This is a genomic window from Enterococcus sp. M-BR2 (genome assembly GCF_056612775.1).
The window spans coordinates 1,637,285-1,654,650 of sequence record NZ_CM152743.1 but is presented as its reverse complement, the minus strand read 5'-3'; the positions used below and the strand labels follow the sequence as shown (position 1 = coordinate 1,654,650).

The 17,366-nt window shown below is 39.0% G+C and carries 15 protein-coding genes; 12 read left to right on the top strand and 3 right to left on the bottom strand.

Annotation, left to right across the window (positions count from 1 at the left end; all coding sequences use genetic code 11):
- Positions 1 to 90: 90 nt before the first annotated feature.
- The 4 genes from AC1F25_RS08075 (at position 91) to nadE (ending at position 3,736) form a co-directional block, all read left to right on the top strand.
- Complete coding sequence (locus tag AC1F25_RS08075) at positions 91 to 513, top strand: DUF916 domain-containing protein (protein ID WP_479994028.1); 423 nt, start codon at positions 91 to 93, stop codon at positions 511 to 513.
- Between the two features lie 21 nt (positions 514 to 534).
- Positions 535 to 1,119 (top strand): DUF3324 domain-containing protein, encoded by a 585-nt coding sequence (locus AC1F25_RS08070; protein WP_479994027.1) that lies wholly within the window; start codon positions 535 to 537, stop codon positions 1,117 to 1,119.
- Positions 1,120 to 1,427: 308 nt separating this feature from the next.
- The gene (locus AC1F25_RS08065) at positions 1,428 to 2,900 is read left to right on the top strand and encodes a nicotinate phosphoribosyltransferase (RefSeq protein WP_479994026.1); all 1,473 of its coding nucleotides are present in this window, start codon (positions 1,428 to 1,430) and stop codon (positions 2,898 to 2,900) included.
- Positions 2,901 to 2,911: 11 nt separating this feature from the next.
- On the top strand, positions 2,912 to 3,736 hold the full coding sequence (gene nadE / locus AC1F25_RS08060) for an ammonia-dependent NAD(+) synthetase (RefSeq protein ID WP_002310056.1): 825 nt from the start codon (positions 2,912 to 2,914) through the stop codon (positions 3,734 to 3,736).
- A 74-nt stretch (positions 3,737 to 3,810) separates the two neighbouring features.
- Here the strand turns inward: nadE and AC1F25_RS08055 are convergent, their stop codons facing one another.
- Positions 3,811 to 4,701 (bottom strand): ArsR/SmtB family transcription factor, encoded by an 891-nt coding sequence (locus AC1F25_RS08055; protein ID WP_479994025.1) that lies wholly within the window; start codon positions 4,699 to 4,701, stop codon positions 3,811 to 3,813.
- A 201-nt stretch (positions 4,702 to 4,902) separates the two neighbouring features.
- Here AC1F25_RS08055 and AC1F25_RS08050 point away from each other — a divergent pair, with 201 nt between their 5' ends.
- The 3 genes from AC1F25_RS08050 (at position 4,903) to AC1F25_RS08040 (ending at position 8,357) form a co-directional block, all read left to right on the top strand.
- Positions 4,903 to 5,904, top strand: coding sequence for a glycoside hydrolase family 43 protein (locus AC1F25_RS08050; protein WP_479994024.1), 1,002 nt, complete (start codon positions 4,903 to 4,905; stop codon positions 5,902 to 5,904).
- Positions 5,905 to 5,921: 17 nt separating this feature from the next.
- Entirely contained in the window at positions 5,922 to 7,160 is a 1,239-nt protein-coding gene (locus tag AC1F25_RS08045; RefSeq protein ID WP_002328937.1) for an oligosaccharide MFS transporter, read from the top strand.
- Positions 7,161 to 7,277: 117 nt separating this feature from the next.
- Positions 7,278 to 8,357, top strand: coding sequence for a GntR family transcriptional regulator (locus AC1F25_RS08040; protein ID WP_002291458.1), 1,080 nt, complete (start codon positions 7,278 to 7,280; stop codon positions 8,355 to 8,357).
- Between the two features lie 157 nt (positions 8,358 to 8,514).
- Here AC1F25_RS08040 and AC1F25_RS08035 read toward each other — a convergent pair whose 3' ends face one another.
- On the bottom strand, positions 8,515 to 9,915 hold the full coding sequence (locus tag AC1F25_RS08035; protein WP_002291459.1) for a sugar porter family MFS transporter: 1,401 nt from the start codon (positions 9,913 to 9,915) through the stop codon (positions 8,515 to 8,517).
- A gap of 218 nt (positions 9,916 to 10,133) precedes the next feature.
- Here AC1F25_RS08035 and AC1F25_RS08030 point away from each other — a divergent pair, with 218 nt between their 5' ends.
- From AC1F25_RS08030 to AC1F25_RS08015, 4 genes are all read left to right on the top strand, one after another.
- On the top strand, positions 10,134 to 11,795 hold the full coding sequence (locus AC1F25_RS08030) for a xylulokinase (protein ID WP_479994023.1): 1,662 nt from the start codon (positions 10,134 to 10,136) through the stop codon (positions 11,793 to 11,795).
- Positions 11,752 to 12,450 (top strand): L-ribulose-5-phosphate 4-epimerase, encoded by a 699-nt coding sequence (locus tag AC1F25_RS08025; protein ID WP_002291461.1) that lies wholly within the window; start codon positions 11,752 to 11,754, stop codon positions 12,448 to 12,450. Before AC1F25_RS08030 ends, AC1F25_RS08025 begins: the two co-directional genes overlap by 44 nt.
- A 15-nt stretch (positions 12,451 to 12,465) precedes the next feature.
- Positions 12,466 to 13,890, top strand: coding sequence for an L-arabinose isomerase (gene araA, locus AC1F25_RS08020; protein ID WP_002343986.1), 1,425 nt, complete (start codon positions 12,466 to 12,468; stop codon positions 13,888 to 13,890).
- Between the two features lie 306 nt (positions 13,891 to 14,196).
- Positions 14,197 to 15,357 (top strand): NAD(P)-dependent oxidoreductase, encoded by a 1,161-nt coding sequence (locus AC1F25_RS08015; protein ID WP_002310075.1) that lies wholly within the window; start codon positions 14,197 to 14,199, stop codon positions 15,355 to 15,357.
- On the opposite strand, the gene AC1F25_RS08010 is transcribed toward AC1F25_RS08015, so the two are convergent.
- Positions 15,352 to 15,474: a 3-phosphoglycerate dehydrogenase gene (locus AC1F25_RS08010; RefSeq protein WP_479994022.1), complete on the bottom strand. Its 123-nt coding sequence runs from the start codon at positions 15,472 to 15,474 to the stop codon at positions 15,352 to 15,354. The genes AC1F25_RS08015 and AC1F25_RS08010 overlap by 6 nt on opposite strands.
- Between AC1F25_RS08010 and AC1F25_RS08005 the strand changes: the two genes are divergently transcribed.
- On the top strand, positions 15,475 to 17,334 hold the full coding sequence (locus AC1F25_RS08005; RefSeq protein WP_002310077.1) for an LTA synthase family protein: 1,860 nt from the start codon (positions 15,475 to 15,477) through the stop codon (positions 17,332 to 17,334).
- Positions 17,335 to 17,366 lie beyond the last annotated feature (32 nt).

Sequence of the window (17,366 nt, the reverse complement as noted above, 5' to 3'; positions counted from 1 at the left end):
AAAATAATTTGTTTTACTTGTAAACAACCGCAAAAGGATGGAGCGGATAAGCTAACTCCATCCTTTTTACATAAAATGGAGGGATGAAAAGTGAGACGACATTTAGTATTGGTTTTGATAACTTTATTAATACAGCTAGTTTTTCCTGGAATCGTCGTTTTTGCTGATGAAAATCATGGAGCAGACTATAGTGTCCATCCTATTTTACCGGACAATCAGCGAGAAGGACGTTCATTCTTTGATTTACGAGTAGAACCTGGAACAAAACAGACATTACAGATCCAGATCAATAATTTTTCTGATCAGGAGCAAACGTATTTTATCAATGTCAATACAGCTCAGACAAACGGAAACATAGTGATTGACTACGGACAAAATGAATTACCAGAGGAGTCAATCGTTCAGCAACCCATCTGCACATTGGTCGATTATCCAAAAGAAGCAGTGATCCCAGGGAATAAAGCAGGAGTCGTTACTTTAGAAGTACAAGCACCTGATACTTCCTTTGATTGAATCTTATTAGGCGGGATCCAAGTGAAAAAAGATTTTTCAGCTGAAAAAGAAGAAAGTAATCAGCCTTTTTTTAGCGAATACGCTTATGTGGTTGGGTTGATGATGAGCGCAAATGACAAGGAAGTTGTGCCGGATCTGAAGTTGAATGAGGTACGTTCCGAAGTGATCACCAACAATGCTGGTGTGGTTGCTGTGCTAGAAAATCCTCAACCAATCAATATCAAGGGAGTGACCGTTGAAGCAACTGTTCATTCAAAAGGACAGGAAGAACCGATAATGACACGAAAAATCGAAAATGGTGGTATTGCTCCTGAATCAGTTTTTGCTATGCCTATTTATCATGGGGAAGCTGGAAATACGAAACCTTTAGAATCGGGGGATTATCAACTTTTAGTCGAAGCACAAGATGAGACAGGGCAAAAGTGGTTGCTGACAAAAGACTTTACGATTACGAAAGAACAAGCAAACTCAGTCAATCATGAGGTTTTTACTGTAGAAAATAATACAAATTCTTTGTTGTATATCATTATCGGGGCCCTAGCAGCGGTTCTTTTAGTCGGTGGTTTCTATGTATATCGCAGAGGAAAGAAATTCCGCAGAAGGTGATTCATATCGAATATTAAGTGAAATCTGGTTTATAAGAAGTAGCAAAATTAAGAGTAGGGGCTGTGACAAAAGTCTTGTCTCAGCCCTTTTTTCCGGATAAACGGTGCTCAAAAGCTTGCATCTGCGGTAATAAGCCCAACCAAACGAAAAATAGGAGGAGCTATTTTTGTTTGGCTGTTCTTATTACTTGATGCAGGACAGCTTTTTCACAACCTCTTTTTCAGAAAATAATGAAGATTTCTTTTCCTATCAATTTTTTTTGTTATAATGGGTAGGAAATGAAAACTTGCCAAGAGGAGTAATACAACATGAATAATACTTACCCAGACGACAGTTTGACGCTGCATACGGATCTATATCAAATCAATATGATGCAGACATACTGGGAATTAGGTCGAGCTGATTTACATGCTGTTTTTGAATGTTATTTTCGAGAAATGCCTTTTAGCCACGGGTACGCGGTTTTTGCAGGATTGGAACGGTTAGTCAATTATTTAGAGAATCTGACGTTTAGTGATTCCGATATTGCTTACTTACGTGGCTTAGAAGTCTATCCTGAGGGTTTTTTGGAGTATTTACAAAATTTTGAATTTAAAGCAACGGTTCGTTCTGCTCGTGAAGGTGAATTAGTTTTTGCAAATGAACCATTGATCCAAGTGGAAGGTCCTTTGGCACATTGTCAGTTAGTAGAAACAGCACTGTTGAATATGGTCAATTTCCAAACGTTGATCGCGACAAAAGCAGCTCGCATCAAATCTGTGATCGGAGAAGATCCGCTCTTGGAATTTGGGACTAGACGAGCGCAAGAATTGGATGCGGCAGTTTGGGGAACTAGAGCGGCATATATCGGCGGAGCAGATGCAACAAGCAATGTACGTGCTGGAAAGATATTTGGGATACCAGCTAGTGGGACTCATGCGCATTCGTTAGTCCAATCTTATGGAAATGATTATGAAGCATTTATGGCGTATGCTAAAACCCATAAAGACTGTGTGTTCTTAGTCGATACTTATGATACGTTGAAATCAGGTGTGCCAAGTGCAATCCGCGTAGCAAAAGAATTAGGTGATAAAATCAACTTCCAAGGCGTACGTATCGACAGTGGAGATATGGCCTATATATCTAAGCGTGTTCGGGAACAATTAGATGTAGCTGGATTTACGGAAGCAAAAATTTATGCTTCGAATGACTTAGATGAAGCAACGATTTTGAATTTAAAGATGCAAAAAGCTAAAATTGATGTATGGGGTGTCGGAACAAAACTGATCACCGCTTATGATCAGCCAGCCCTTGGTGCAGTATTCAAACTAGTATCAATCGAAGATAGCGAAGGAAATATGGTGGATACGATCAAGTTATCAAGCAATGCGGAAAAAGTGACAACTCCAGGAAAAAAACAAGTATGGCGTATTACTCGAAACTCTGATGGGAAATCTGAAGGAGACTATGTCACATTATGGGATGAGGATCCTCGAGAAGAAGAAGCTATCTTTATGTTTCATCCAGTGCATACGTTTATCAATAAAACTGTTCGGGATTTTACCGCTCGCCCCGTTTTACAAGATATCTTTATCGAAGGAAAAAGAGTATACGAACTACCCGTGCTAAACGAAATCAAAGAATATACAAAAGAAAATCTAGATTCACTGTGGGAAGAGTACAAACGAGACTTGAATCCGCAAAAATATCCGGTCGATCTATCTACTGAATGCTGGAACCATAAAATGGCTACGATGGAACGAATGAAAAAAAGTGTAGCAGAACTTCATACAGAAGCATAGGAGGAGAATAAATGAGCCTGCAAACAGAAATCATCCATGAATTAGGTGTCAAACCAACAATTGATCCAACAGAAGAAATTCGTAAAAGTATTGATTTTATGAAAGCTTATTTGAAAAAATATCCGTTTCTTAAAACCTTTGTATTAGGTATTAGCGGTGGTCAAGATTCTACTTTAGCAGGTCGTTTGGCGCAACTAACGATGGAAGAAATGCGTGAAGAAACGAAAGATGAAAGCTATCAATTTATCGCTGTTCGTCTTCCTTATGGTGAACAAGCAGATGAAGAAGATGCAAAAGCTGCTCTTGACTTTATCCAGCCCGATGTTAGTCTGCGAGTAAATATCAAACCTGCTGTTGATGCACAAGTACAAGTATTAAGTGAAGCAGGTGTGGAAATCAGCGATTTTAACAAAGGAAATATCAAAGCACGACAACGAATGATTACACAATATGCCGTAGCCGGAGAAAGAGCAGGAGCTGTATTAGGGACAGATCATGCTGCAGAAAACATCACTGGTTTTTTCACGAAATTTGGTGATGGAGGAGCCGATATCTTACCATTGTTCCGTTTGAACAAACGGCAAGGGAAACAATTGCTTCAAGCATTGAATGCACCGGAAAAGCTATACACAAAAATTCCGACTGCAGATCTTGAAGATGGAAAACCAATGATTGCGGATGAAGTCGCACTAGGTGTTACGTATAACGAAATCGATGATTATCTAGAAGGAAAAGAAGTTCCCGCTCAAGCACAAGAAAAAATCGAAGCGTGGTGGAACAAGACGCAGCATAAACGTCATTTGCCAATTTCTGTTTTGGATGATTTTTGGAAATAACAATAAAATAAAAAAACAGCCGTCCCTTCATAGGGATTGGCTGTTTTTGCTTTATAAAATAGAAAAGAAAACTATCAGCTGTAGTAAACTTTTAATTTGATATCTTGGTCGTAATTACCGAATCCTTTACCAAATAAAGTACAGCCACCTACATGTTCGGCATCTTCTTTCACTTCGATTCGCAAATGCCAAGTATCTTGATCTTTAGGGATGTCGTTGATCGTGATGTCTGACAAAGGTTCCCCATTCATATTTGTCAAATGTTTGGTGATTCGGATCGTCTTCAGCAAGCCGTATTGATTAAGATTATCTGGATACCAATCAGGCGTATATTTCCCGCGGATATCAGCAAAATCTCCAGGGCTCGTCCATGTTCCTAGATCTACGCCATTTAGGCTGAAAGTGATATCGGAAGGCCAATTGTCATTTGAAAAAGGAAATTCAGAAGAAATTTCCACAGAAACTTCCAACATTTCTAATGTATCCTCTGCATTCAAAAAATTAGGTGACTGATACTCGACAAACCCGCTGGTAAACCAGAGGATACGAGCATCCATCCTTCGAGGATCCACAAAATAGCGTGGTTCATCCACTTTTCCGATAAAGTCATGGATCGTCGCTAAACCACATGTCGGTTCAATTGCATAATTCGTATAGTGACCAATAGGTATCGATGTTTCTTTCGTGTCAAAAGCATTGAATATTTTTTCTGGGAAACTGATATCTATTTTATCGACACGAAGGCTCGAAATTTTTTGTTGTCCTATTTTCTCTGTTTTGATGATGTTCGCTTCTTCTAACTTTTTCACGTGCATCGTCGTGATCGCGCTGCTTACTCCAAGTTCTTTTGCCAAATCTTTGACATTCATCTTCTTTTTGGAAAGCAACTGAATGATCCTGATTCTTGTCTTGCTAGCTAATGCTTCATATACCGGTAAGGATTCCTCGTTTATTTGTAGTTGCATAATTTTCCTCGCTTATTTTTCTGTTAACTATATATTAACACTAACATTAATATAGTCAATCGTTTTATAAATTAAAGCTTTTATTATTAACTTTTATATTAATTATATCTAATTTTTATTTTTTAATTAACAAAAATATTATTGACAACGCTTTCTCAAAGAGTTAACATTCATTTATAAATTAATTAAGGAGGAGACACAATGACAGTTGAAGTACAAGAAGAAGTAAAAATCAAAGAGATGAATGAGAATTATCGAAAACCGCTGATTATTCAAAGGGCAGATCCATTTATCTATAAACATGAGGACGGATATTATTATTTCATTGCTTCTGTACCTTCATACGATCGTATTGAATTACGCCGTTCAAGAACGATTGCTGGTCTAGCTTATGCAACACCCCGTACAATCTGGCGAAAACATGAGACGGGCGAGATGAGCAAACTAATCTGGGCTCCAGAGATCCATTATATTGCTGGAAAATGGTATATCTATTTTGCTGCAACGCATACAGAAGAGATTATTGATGGATTGTTCACTCATCGAATGTATTGTTTAGAGTGTGAAGCGCAAGATCCGATGGTAGACGAAAATTGGCACGAAAAGGGTCAAGTGGTGTCGCACTTAGATACTTTTTGTTTAGATGCCACAGTGTTTGAACATAATAATCATTTATATTATGTTTGGGCACAAAAAGACAATGCTATTGAAGGAAATTCTAATTTATATATAGCAGAAATGACTAATCCGTGGACATTGAAAACAGAACCAGTTATGCTGACAAAACCAGAATTTACGTGGGAATGTAAGGGCTTTAAAGTGAACGAGGGACCTGCAGTATTGATGCGGAATGGAAAAATTTTCATCACTTATTCTGCAAGCGCTACCGACGAAAATTATTGTATGGGAATGATTTATGCTGATTTGGAATCTGACTTATTGAAAAGAGAAAATTGGACAAAGGTGACAGAACCTGTTTTTCAGAGCGACCTTTCTACACAACAATACGGACCTGGACATAATTCTTTTACTATTGCAGAAGATGGAGAAACAGATATCCTGGTTTATCACTGTCGGGACTATACGGAAATCAAAGGTGATCCGCTATACGACCCGAACAGACACACAAAAGTACAAGCTTTTGGTTGGGGTAACGATGGTTTCCCAATTTTTGGCAAGCCGCTTCCATATTTGAATGACTAAGAGAAAGAGGGAGAATCATGAAAAACGAATCGAATCATTTTTGGAGCTTTGCGGGAACCCATTTTACGTATTTCTTTATCTGGGCAACAGTTTTCGGATTTTTGTCGTTATGGCTGCAGCAAGTAGCAGATCTTGACGGAACGCAAGCAGGTATCATCTTTTCGTTCATGGCATTCGTTTCTTTGTTTTACCAGCCGATATTTGGGATATTGTCGGATAAATTAGCATTCAAAAAGAATCTATTGATAACTATCACGATAGCTGGAATGTTCATTGGCCCATTTTTCCAATGGCTCTTTATTCCACTTTTATCAATCAATACTTTTTTTGGAGCGATCATCGGCAGTATTTATCTAGCTTTTGTTTTAAATGGTGGCGTAGGAGTAGTTGAGACTTACGTTGAACGGGCAAGTTTAGTGAATAAATTCGAATACGGACATTCGCGTTTAGGCGGTTCGATTGCTGGCGCTGTTGCGGCATTCGTAGGCGGAATTATCTTTACGCAAAATCCTAATTCTATTTTTTGGCTTTGCTCATTTATGGCGACAATCTTAACTGGATTAGTGATTTTTGGAGATAAAGTAAATCTTAAAAGCAGTGAAGTACCAGTAGAGGAAAAAAATGAAGTGACCAGAAAAGAGATTTTCACTTTGTTTAAAAATAAAAACTTTTGGCTCTTGTGTCTATTCTTTGTTGGGACAGCCGCTATCTATGATGTAGTAGATCAGCAATTTGCTATCTACTATCGGACTTTTTTCCATGAGGTATCTCAGGGAACAATCATCTACAGTCGATTGCTTTCAATCCAAGTAGCATTGGAGGCGATGATCATGATCCCAATGCCGAGCCTTATCAATAAAATCGGTGCGAAAAAAGGGATGATCCTGTTTGGCTGTTTGATTTTTATAAGAGTGATGCTTAGTGCATTGGCTCCCAACTGGATCGTATTGTCAGGTGCCCGATTGATTGCAGCCGTAGAAATGCCACTGCTTCTTGTTTCCGTTATGAAATATATTTCTGGCGCATTCGATTGGCGATTGTCAGCAACTGTTTATCTTCTAGGGTTTAATTTCTCCAAGCAAATCTCAGTTTTTGCATTCTCTACTATTGCTGGAAAAATGTATGACAGCATAGGATTTAAAGAAACATATATTTTTCTAGCAGTATTGGTGCTCGTAGTGACGGTTGTTGGTGCGATTGGACTAAAGAATCCAGATAAAAGAATAACACCAGTTGGTTTAGAAAAAGGAATATAGTTTCCTAAAAACAGGAGAAAGAAATAATTAGAAAGAGACAACTGGATATTTCCAAGTTGTCTCTTTCTTGTGTATAATGGATACATATGTACGTACAAATAAAAAGGGGCAAGGTAAATGGCAAAATATCAAGATATTGCAGAAGAGATAAAACAAAAGATCCTTCATGAGGAATACGAAGTAAATACAACCATTCCCTCAGAATTCAAGCTGCAAGAAATATATGACGTCAGCAGACATACGATTCGGCAAGCAATCGCTGTGTTGGTAAATGAGGGCTATCTGCGTAAAGAAAAAGGATCGGGCACATATGTAGATGACAGCTATAAGACAGAAAAAGCACCATTGAACAGAACAAAAACGATCGGTGTCATCACCACATATCTCTCTGATTATATTTTTCCGTCGATTATCCGAGGAATCGAAAATGAATTACGAAAATCTGGGTATTCATTGCTTTTAGCCAGTACGAATAACGATCACGAATTGGAGAAAGAGTGTTTGAAGAAAATGATTGCTTATGGGGTAGATGGTTTGATCGTTGAGCCTACGAAAAGTAATCAGTATAATCCAAACTTAGCACTTTATGTTGCTTTAAGAGAACAAGGTATTCCGATGGTGATGATCAATGCTGCTTATGAAGAGTTAAATGCCTCTTATATTTGTTTAGATGATGTGAAAGTCGGTTTTATGGCAGCAGAATATTTGATAAAAAAAGGACATCAGCGTCTGTTGTTCATTACAAAAATCGACGATCTTCAAGGAAAATACAGGATGAAAGGTTTTATCAGCGCGTGTGAACAGTATAATGTGCGATTTTTGACAGAAGATATCATTACTTTCACCACGGAAACACGAGAAACGATTGCTGAAAAAACAGTACAACGGTTGAAAGAAGAACAAGCTTTAGATGGCATCATTTGCTATAACGATCAAATAGCTAGTTTATTGCTAGATAAGCTGACAGAAAATGGCTATCAAATTCCAGATGACCTATCGATCGTAGGAACAGACGATTCTTCTTTAAGCCATTTAGGAAATAAAAAATTGACAACATTGACGCATCCAAAAGAAAAGTTGGGACAAGATGCCGCACGGTGGATCGTCACAACGATTGAAAAAGGACAGGCACAGCCCAATATTCTTTATGAGCCTGTACTAGTTGAACGGGAAACAGTAAAAGAAAACGAAAAATAAGAGACGGGTTTTTACCGCCTCTTATTTTTTATATCAATTTGAGACTGTGGCAAAAATCATCAAACATGAGAAACTGTGTTTTGAACTTGTTCCTTGTGACTCGGAACTAAGCGGCTCCTCTTGTTTCTTGAAGTTGCCTACTTCTGTCACAACCTCTTTAAGAATGATGGATAGAAATACGTTTAGGATAAGTTTTTTTAGATGCACTTTGTTCGATTTCCTCTAAAGATTTCCCACGAGTCTCTGGTACGATCTCTTGAATAAATAAAACCCCTAAAAAGCAGATGATCCCAAAAATACCGAAAACGATTTCTTGAGACATAGAAGCAGTCATCACAGGAAAAAGCAAGCCGACTAGGAAAGAACCAATCCAATTGAAAGAAGAGGCCAGGCCAGATGCTCGCCCGCGGACAGCTAGTGGGAATATTTCGCCTACGATTACCCATGTCAGTGGAGCCCATGTGCAAGAATAAAATGCGACATAAATACATAAAAACAAGAGAATCAACAACGAATTTGTATGAGCATCCAGTACAGTTCCTAAAACAGCTGGTAGGATGAAAGAAAGTCCCATCACGCTACCGCCTATTTTCAATAAAGTTCGCCGATTGAACTTGTCTGCAATAACCAAAAAGAGCAAAGAACCAGCAACTAAAATGATTCCTTGGATGATCGGCCACATCAATGCATCGCTCGCTGCATGCCCAGTCGCTTTTTCTACGATCAGTGGAATATAGTAAAAAATAGCATTAGCTCCTTGAAATTGCTGGAATACTGCTACACCAATACCGGCAATAACTAACGAACGATACTTTTCTAAAAATAAAGTATGCCAAGAAGTTACGGTTGTCTTTTCTTGTTTGACATTCAGCTGGATTTGTTCAAATTCCTGTTCAGCTTCGTTTGGTGTCCGAATATAGTTCAATACTCTTTTTGCCTCTTCCAAGCGACCAGATTGCACAAGAAAACGCGGTGACTCTGGTAGAGCTAAAACGCCGAAAAATAAAATCAGTGCAGGGACAGCAGCGAGTCCTAACATCACGCGCCAAGCCATCGTTTCAGGTAACCCTTTTAGCAAATAATCTGCAACATAGGAAAGGAGCATGCCAGAAGCAATCATCACTTGATTGATCCCTGACAATCTTCCCCTTAGTCTAGCAGGAGCCATTTCAGACATATAAGCAGGAACTAGGGCAGATGCAGCGCCAACAGCTAAACCTAGAAGAATCCTTGCTGCAATCAGAAAATAAGAACCATTGTGAGGGGCAGATGCAGAAAGGACAGAACCAGCCATAAAAATAAGTGCAGAAAGAAGAATCATTTTTCGTCGTCCAAGCTTATCAGAAAGAAGACCAGATAAAGAGCCACCAAGGATCGCACCTAACATGACCGAAGACGTGATCCATCCTATCAAAGAAGCCTTACCTGCCAAACCCCAATCATGTTGTAAAAAAGGTAAAGCGCCGGTCATAACACCAATATCATATCCAAATAGAATGCCGCCAAATGCGCCAAAAAAATAAATAAACGATGAGGAAACTTTTTTTTCTTTTTTCATAAGTATTCTCTCCTTCTAGAATTTCGAGAAGGCGGTTGATCAGATTTTGTAAGCAATTTCATTCTATAACTTATGTACGTACAAAACAAGTGTTTTTTATTATATTCTTGAAAATAACCACTTGACATGTACGTACAAAAGTATACAATAATCATTGTAAGCACTACTAAAAAAGACGGTTTGATCAGGTTTGACGAGAAGGAGGGAGTTAGATCATTATGAAGGAAGTAAATGTGCAAAGTATGTTAGATGTCATAGATGGTCGTACATCTTTAGGAATTGAGTTTGGATCAACTAGGATCAAAGCTGTATTGATTGATTCATCTTTTACTCCTATTGCCGCTGGTAGTTATGAGTGGGAAAACAAACTAGAAAATGGTATCTGGACCTATTCATTAGAAGATATTTGGAAAGGACTGCGCGTCAGTTACCGAAAAATGGCAGCAGAAGTATTCGAAATCTATGGCGAGAATCTTACAACGATCGGGTCGATTGGGTTCAGTGCAATGATGCACGGTTATCTAGCATTTGATAGCAAGGAACAGTTACTAGTACCATTTCGTACTTGGCGAAATACAATCACTGAAGAAGCAGAACGAATATTAACGGAAAAATTTCAATACAATATTCCGCAGAGATGGAGTATCGCTCATTTGTATCAAGCTATCTTGAATAAAGAAGAACATGTGAGAGAAATTGATTTTTTGACAACGCTTGCAGGGTATGTTCATTGGCAGCTTACTGGTGAGAAAGTACTAGGCGTAGGAGATGCATCAGGCATGTTTCCTATCGATCCTTCAACGAAAACCTACCATCAAGAAATGAAAAATATTTTTGGTCAATTAATCGAAAAAGAGCGTATAGCGATTGATTTGGATCACATTTTGCCTAAAGTTCTAGTAGCAGGAGAAGAAGCTGGCAAGTTGAGCGAATCAGGGGCTTATCTGATCGACCCTACGGGAAACCTGAAGCCAGGAATCCCGATTTGTCCGCCAGAAGGAGATGCAGGAACCGGTATGGTCGCTACGAACAGTGTAGCCAAACGGACAGGGAACATTTCGGCTGGTACTTCCGCCTTCGCTATGATCGTATTAGAAAAAGAACTAGAAAATGTCCATCCGGAAATCGACATGGTCACTACACCTTCAGGAGAACTAGTAGGTATGGTTCATACGAATAACTGCTCTTCGGATATCAATGCTTGGGTCAATATTTTTGAAGAATTTACCAATTCTTTGGGTATGGAGATAAGCAGAGATAAATTATTCACGGTATTATTCAACAAAGCGCTAGAAGGCGATACGGATTGCGGGGGATTACTTTCTTATGGTTATTTTTCCGGTGAAAACATTACAGGAGTAAATGAAGGAAGGCCATTATTTGTACGTACACCAGGTAGCCGTTTTGATTTAGCGAATTTCATGCGGATCCATTTAGCCAGTGCTTTTGGCGCAATGAGAATCGGAATGGATATATTGAAATCTGAGGATGTCCAAATTGATCGTTTAGTGGGGCATGGGGGGATTTTTAAAACACCAGAAGTTGGCCAGCGAATTCTAGCATCTGCTATGGAGGCGCCAGTTACAGTGATGGACACAGCCGGAGAAGGTGGAGCGTGGGGGATCGCGTTATTAGCAGCCTATATGATGGATCGACATGGGAAATCTTTAGAAAACTTCTTGGCAGAAGACGTGTTTGGACAAGACCAAGGAATCACCATCACACCTTCAGCAGAAGAAATAGCAGGCTATCAGATATTCATGAGTCGTTACCGTGAGGGGATCGACATTGAAAAAACAGCGATTCATCAATTGCAAGAAAAAGGAGTGATAGAAAATGCTGGAACAACTGAAAGAAGAAGTGTATCAAGCAAATCTTGACTTGCCTAAACACGGACTTGTCAAATATACATGGGGAAATGTGAGCGCTTTTGATCCTGATACACAATATTTCGTTATCAAACCTAGCGGGGTCAGCTATGAAGAGATGACAGCAGACGACATGGTCGTTGTGGACTTGGACAATCATATCATTGAAGGTAAACTCAATCCCTCTTCGGATACGCCTACTCATGCTGTTTTATATCGTTCATTTCCTCAAATCGGAGGAATCGTCCATACTCACTCGACATGGGCGACGATCTGGGCACAAGCAGGATTGGATGTTCCTGCGATGGGGACGACGCATGCAGATACTTTTTATGGATCGGTACCTTGTGCTCGATTTTTGACACAACAGGAAATCGACAGCGGATACGAATATGAAACAGGAAAAGTTATCATAGAAACATTCAAAGAACGCAAAATTGATCCCTTAGCAATTCCAGGGGTACTTTTACACGGACACGGTCCATTTACTTGGGGGAAAGATGCGCAAAGTGCGGTAATGAACGCAGTCGTACTAGATGAAGTATGCAAGATGAATTTATTTACCAGACAGCTCAATTCATTTTCAGAAGAGCTGCCTCAACGGATTTTAGATAAACATTATTTACGAAAACACGGAAAAAATGCGTATTACGGACAAAACAAATAAAAGGAGTGGCTAATTATGTTGAATATTGGAGAAAAAGAATTTTGGTTTGTTGTAGGATCACAGCATTTATATGGGGAAGAAGCACTGCGAGAAGTAAAGAAACATGCACAAGAAATGGTCGATGAACTGAATGAAAATGGCCAATTGCCTTATCCTATCCGCCTTCAAGAATTAGCAGTTACTGCTGATACGATCACAAAAATCATGAAAGAGGTCAATTATCGAGAAGAAGTAGCAGGTGTGATCACTTGGATGCATACTTTCTCACCAGCAAAAATGTGGATCCGTGGGACAAAGCTTCTACAAAAACCATTGCTTCATTTAGCTACGCAATATAACGAAAGCATTCCTTGGAAAACGATCGATATGGATTTCATGAATTTAAATCAATCCGCTCATGGCGACCGCGAATATGGGTTCATCAATGCTCGATTAAATAAACAAAATAAAATCGTCGTTGGCTACTGGAAACGACCTGAGATCCAAAAAGAGATTGCTGATTGGATGGATGTTGCAGTAGCCTATAATGAAAGTTTTGGAATAAAAGTGGCTCGTTTTGGTGACAACATGAGAAACGTGGGTGTCACAGAAGGAGACAAAGTGGAAGCACAGATTCAATTTGGTTGGACTGTTGATTATTTTGGTATCGGAGATCTTGTACAAGTAATCGATCGCGTATCAGACGAAGAAGTCGAACAATTATTTGAAGAGTACAAGGAATTGTATACCTTCGACTATGGTAATTATGAAGAAAAGACATGGGAAGAACATGTAAAAGTACAAGCTCAGCAGGAAATCGGTATTCGCCGTTTCTTAGAAGAAGGAGGCTATAACGCTTTTACGACTAATTTTGAAGACCTTTATGGAATGAAACAACTGCCTGGACTAGCTGTACAACGTTTGATGGCAGAAGGATACGGTTTTGCTGGGGAAGGCGACTGGAAAACTGCAGCGATTGATCGGTTGCTGAAAATCATGGCTCGAGGAAAAGATACAGGATTCATGGAAGATTATACTTACGAGCTAGCTAGTGGCCAAGAAGCAATCTTGGAATCCCATATGATGGAAGTAGATCCGACGCTTGCTGCGACGAAACCAAGAATCGTTGTTTCTCCTTTATCAATGGGAGATAGAGAAGATCCGGCGCGTCTTGTATTTGATGGGAAAGCAGGAGAAGGGGTAGTCGTATCGATGGCAGACTTCGGTACGCATTATAAACTGCTGATCAATGAAGTAGAAGCCTTTGAACCCACAACTGAAGCACCTAATTTGCCTGTTGCACGTGTGCTATGGAAAACTAAACCGAATTTCCATGAAGGTGTCCATTCATGGATTCAGGCAGGTGGCGGTCATCATACCGTTGTCTCGCTAAATCTAACAACAGATCAAATTGAAACATGGGCAAAATTAGTTGAGTTGGAAACCGTTGTTATTAGATAAAAAGAGGTTGTGAAAAAGCCGCTTAGTTTTAAGAAAAAAGAAGAGATTGACGAAATTTGCTTTTCAACTTTTTTGAAATTTTGTCTTATTATCAATGTTAGCTAACTGAACACCATTTATCAAGAAATCTCACCCACAATATTTTGCTCTCAAAAATAAGGCTTATGGCAGTAACTTGCCATGGCCTTATTTTTATCGCTAAGCCTACTCTGCTCTAGCTGCTATTTTTGCTTCTAGGAAGTCAAATGGTAAACAGTTGTCTAATTGCAGTAATTTCGAGATACTTGTTAGTAAGGAGGGGGTTTTATGTATCACGTTCATTTGATTGATGCTATTCCAGAACAAGAGATAGAAAAGTTACAAGGGGAATATTTCAAAATAATAGATGATTTGCCAGCCGAAGGAATAGTCATTCGTAGTACGAAAGTGAAAGATGAATGGCTTACACCAGATTTGCTAGCAATTTCAAGAGCTGGTGTTGGGGTGAACACGATCAACGTTGAAAAAGCTTCTGAAAACGGGACGATCGTCATGAATACACCAGGCGTAAATGCTAATGCAGTAAAAGAGCTTGTTTTGTGCTGTTTGCTCTTATCTTCCCGTCCGATAATCGAAGCAAGTCGTATGGTACAAACACTAACAGGTCCTAATATTTTAGAACAGGCAGAAAACAAAAGAAGTACTTATGTGGGACGAGAATTGCAAGGCAAAACCATCGGTCTTCTTGGTCTTGGCGCGATAGGCACAAAAGTAGCGCTAAGTTGCTATGGCTTAGGGATGGATGTCTTGGGTTATTCTATCCGCGATGCCCAGTTGGATTATGTTCGGCAAGCAGATTTAGAAACAGTTCTTTCTACCTCGGATTACATCGTAGTCATGCTGCCGTTGACAGAAGATACAAAAGGATTGATCAATCAGGCGAATATAGAAAAAATGAAAAAAGATGCTGTACTTATCAATGTAGGAAGAAGTGAAATCGTTGATAAATATGCTGTTATGCAAGCATTGGAAAAACAACATCTGGCCAAATACGTGACTGATTTCCCAGAAGAAGAGTTCTTAGAAAATGACCGTATACTTATGTTGCCTCATCTAGGGGGATCGACTCAGGAAGCTTTGGCAGACAGCGGACGTTTGGCAGTTGAAGCCTTAAAAGATTATCTTTTGTTCGGTACGGTTAGAGAAGCGGTCAATTATCCATCCGCACGAATGTTTTTCCAAGCGCCGTTTCGATTCACTATATTTTATCAAAAGAAAACCAATATATTAGCAGAGATATTTTCTCTGCTGAATAAGAACGAGCTAGTGATCGCAGATATATCGCGTAATCATAAGAATGAGCATGTCTACATATTGATTGACATAGACAGTACTGATTTTGAACAGCTCAATCAAGTGAAACAACAGCTAGAAAAAATTTCTGGAGTACGAAAAGTCCGCTTATTAAAGAAACCAGAAAGGTCATAAAAAAAGAGAATATTTGGATTTCATTAATTCTTCTTTTCGTTCTTTACTTTCGAATTTCGTACAACTAAAATAAGAGAAACAACATTCTTTTGTTGATAGAAATGAAGGAGCAAGCATTTGAAAAGATATATAAGCAGACTTTCAACCAAACAGAAAAAGATTTTAAAAGGAACAGTAGCGATCATCAGTATCTTTTTTCTTGTTGTTTTTAGTAATTTATTTTTGCAGTGGTGTCAAAATGATCTATCCGTAGACCTTGCGTTGAAATTTGCTTTTTCTTGGCATACGGAAAAATTCTTCTTAGCCTGTTTCGTCTTGCTGATTATTCTTATTTTTCTGATTGCACTAGCAGGATCTGTCCCTTTAGGTTCCCTTACGTATGTCGTAGCCATCGGTGTATTAGGTTTTGCAAATTATATGAAAATGAGTTATCGGCAAGAACCGATTTATCCAGACGATTTGAAGATGATCACTGAAATCGGATTGCTGAAAGATATGACCGGCACTATGCTGTTTACAGTAATCTTAGCTGCCGCAGGAACCGTGCTAGGATTGTTCTGCTGGTACATGTTTCGAAGCCTGAAAAAAGGAAGGCGATTCCAATTGATCCGATTAACGACACTGCTTGTGGCAATTGGACTGCTAGGGTATATCAGTAATTTCAACAATCCCGATAATTTGTTGCGAAAAGCATATAATAAAACGGCACTATGGATACCTTACAGCCAGAAAATGAACTACTATAACACTGGTTTTATCGGTGGGTTTTTGTACAATCTGAAGGTAGAACCAATGGATGAACCTGAAGGATATTCGAAAGCAAAGATCAAAGAAATCACTGAAAAATACCAGAAGATAGCCGATGAAAAAAATAAAGCTGTAGAGGAAGAGTCGCCGAACATCGTGTTCGTAATGAGTGAAAGTTTCTCAGATCCTAGTCGATTAAACGGCGTAGAAGTATCTGGTGAGCCATTGGCAGATTATTATGAAGTAGCTGATCAAACATATAGTGGCAATATGCTTTCTCAAAACTATGGCGGTGGAACAGCAAATATCGAATTCGAAGCATTGACTGGTTTTTCTATGGCGTTGTTTAATGCTCAACTCACCACTCCTTACACGATGCTAGTGCCAAAAATGGATCAGCTTCCTTCTATCGTTTCAGCGTTAAACGCACAATCATACCAGACGACAGCGATCCATCCATACAATACTTCGATGTATAAAAGAGAGGATGTTTATCAGATATTAGGATTTGACCAGTTCATCAGCGAGCGTACGATGACCTACACGGATACGATAGAGAATAATCCATATATTTCTGATGAGTCAGCTTACAAAGAAGTAATGACACTTCTCAAGGAAGAAAAAACACCTCAGTTCATTCATTTAGTCACGATGCAGACACATATGCCTTACAATGGAAAGTATGATAGACTGGGCTATTCTGCAGAGATTTCAGATGGAAGTGGGACGCTTGACTTAGAGAATTATCTGCAAGATATTTCCTATAGCAGCACGGCACTGAAGCAATTCACGGAAGAACTGAAGAATCTTTCTAGAAGGACTCTAGTTGTTTTTTGGGGGGATCATCTGCCAGGGATCTATTCAGATACCATCCAAGCCAAAAATGATAAACAAACATTGCATGAAACACAATTCTTGATGTTTGACAGTAAAGGAAAATTAGAAAAGAAAACGACTCAAGATGCAATAACCAGTCCTTTTTATTTTGCAGCGAATCTAATGGAACAGACGAATCAGACAACGAATGGTTTTTATCAGCTGCTTTTATCATTAGAACAAGAACTTCCGGCGTTTGAACGAGAACTGTACTATCAAAACGGACAGTGGTATAAAGAAGCGCAATTCAATCGCTCGCAACAAGAGATTTACGACGAATATCAATTGATCCAATATGACATTGTCGCAGGGAAACAATATAGTTTAGCAGATGGTTTCTTTGAGCACGAATAAGAATGGCGAGCTGTATAGAAACCATTAAATTT

Excerpts from the sequence above, each read along its gene's own strand:
- AC1F25_RS08015 (WP_002310075.1), top strand. The coding sequence starts at position 14,197 with ATGTATCACGTTCATTTGATTGATGCTATTCCAGAACAAGAGATAGAA.
- AC1F25_RS08045 (WP_002328937.1), top strand. The coding sequence starts at position 5,922 with ATGAAAAACGAATCGAATCATTTTTGGAGCTTTGCGGGAACCCATTTT.
- AC1F25_RS08035 (WP_002291459.1), bottom strand. The coding sequence starts at position 9,915 with ATGAAAAAAGAAAAAAAAGTTTCCTCATCGTTTATTTATTTTTTTGGC.
- nadE (WP_002310056.1), top strand. The coding sequence starts at position 2,912 with ATGAGCCTGCAAACAGAAATCATCCATGAATTAGGTGTCAAACCAACA.
- AC1F25_RS08010 (WP_479994022.1), bottom strand. The coding sequence starts at position 15,474 with ATGCTTGCTCCTTCATTTCTATCAACAAAAGAATGTTGTTTCTCTTAT.
- araA (WP_002343986.1), top strand. The coding sequence starts at position 12,466 with ATGTTGAATATTGGAGAAAAAGAATTTTGGTTTGTTGTAGGATCACAG.
- AC1F25_RS08030 (WP_479994023.1), top strand. The coding sequence starts at position 10,134 with ATGAAGGAAGTAAATGTGCAAAGTATGTTAGATGTCATAGATGGTCGT.
- AC1F25_RS08065 (WP_479994026.1), top strand. The coding sequence starts at position 1,428 with ATGAATAATACTTACCCAGACGACAGTTTGACGCTGCATACGGATCTA.
- AC1F25_RS08055 (WP_479994025.1), bottom strand. The coding sequence starts at position 4,701 with ATGCAACTACAAATAAACGAGGAATCCTTACCGGTATATGAAGCATTA.
- AC1F25_RS08040 (WP_002291458.1), top strand. The coding sequence starts at position 7,278 with ATGGCAAAATATCAAGATATTGCAGAAGAGATAAAACAAAAGATCCTT.
- AC1F25_RS08050 (WP_479994024.1), top strand. The coding sequence starts at position 4,903 with ATGACAGTTGAAGTACAAGAAGAAGTAAAAATCAAAGAGATGAATGAG.
- AC1F25_RS08025 (WP_002291461.1), top strand. The coding sequence starts at position 11,752 with ATGCTGGAACAACTGAAAGAAGAAGTGTATCAAGCAAATCTTGACTTG.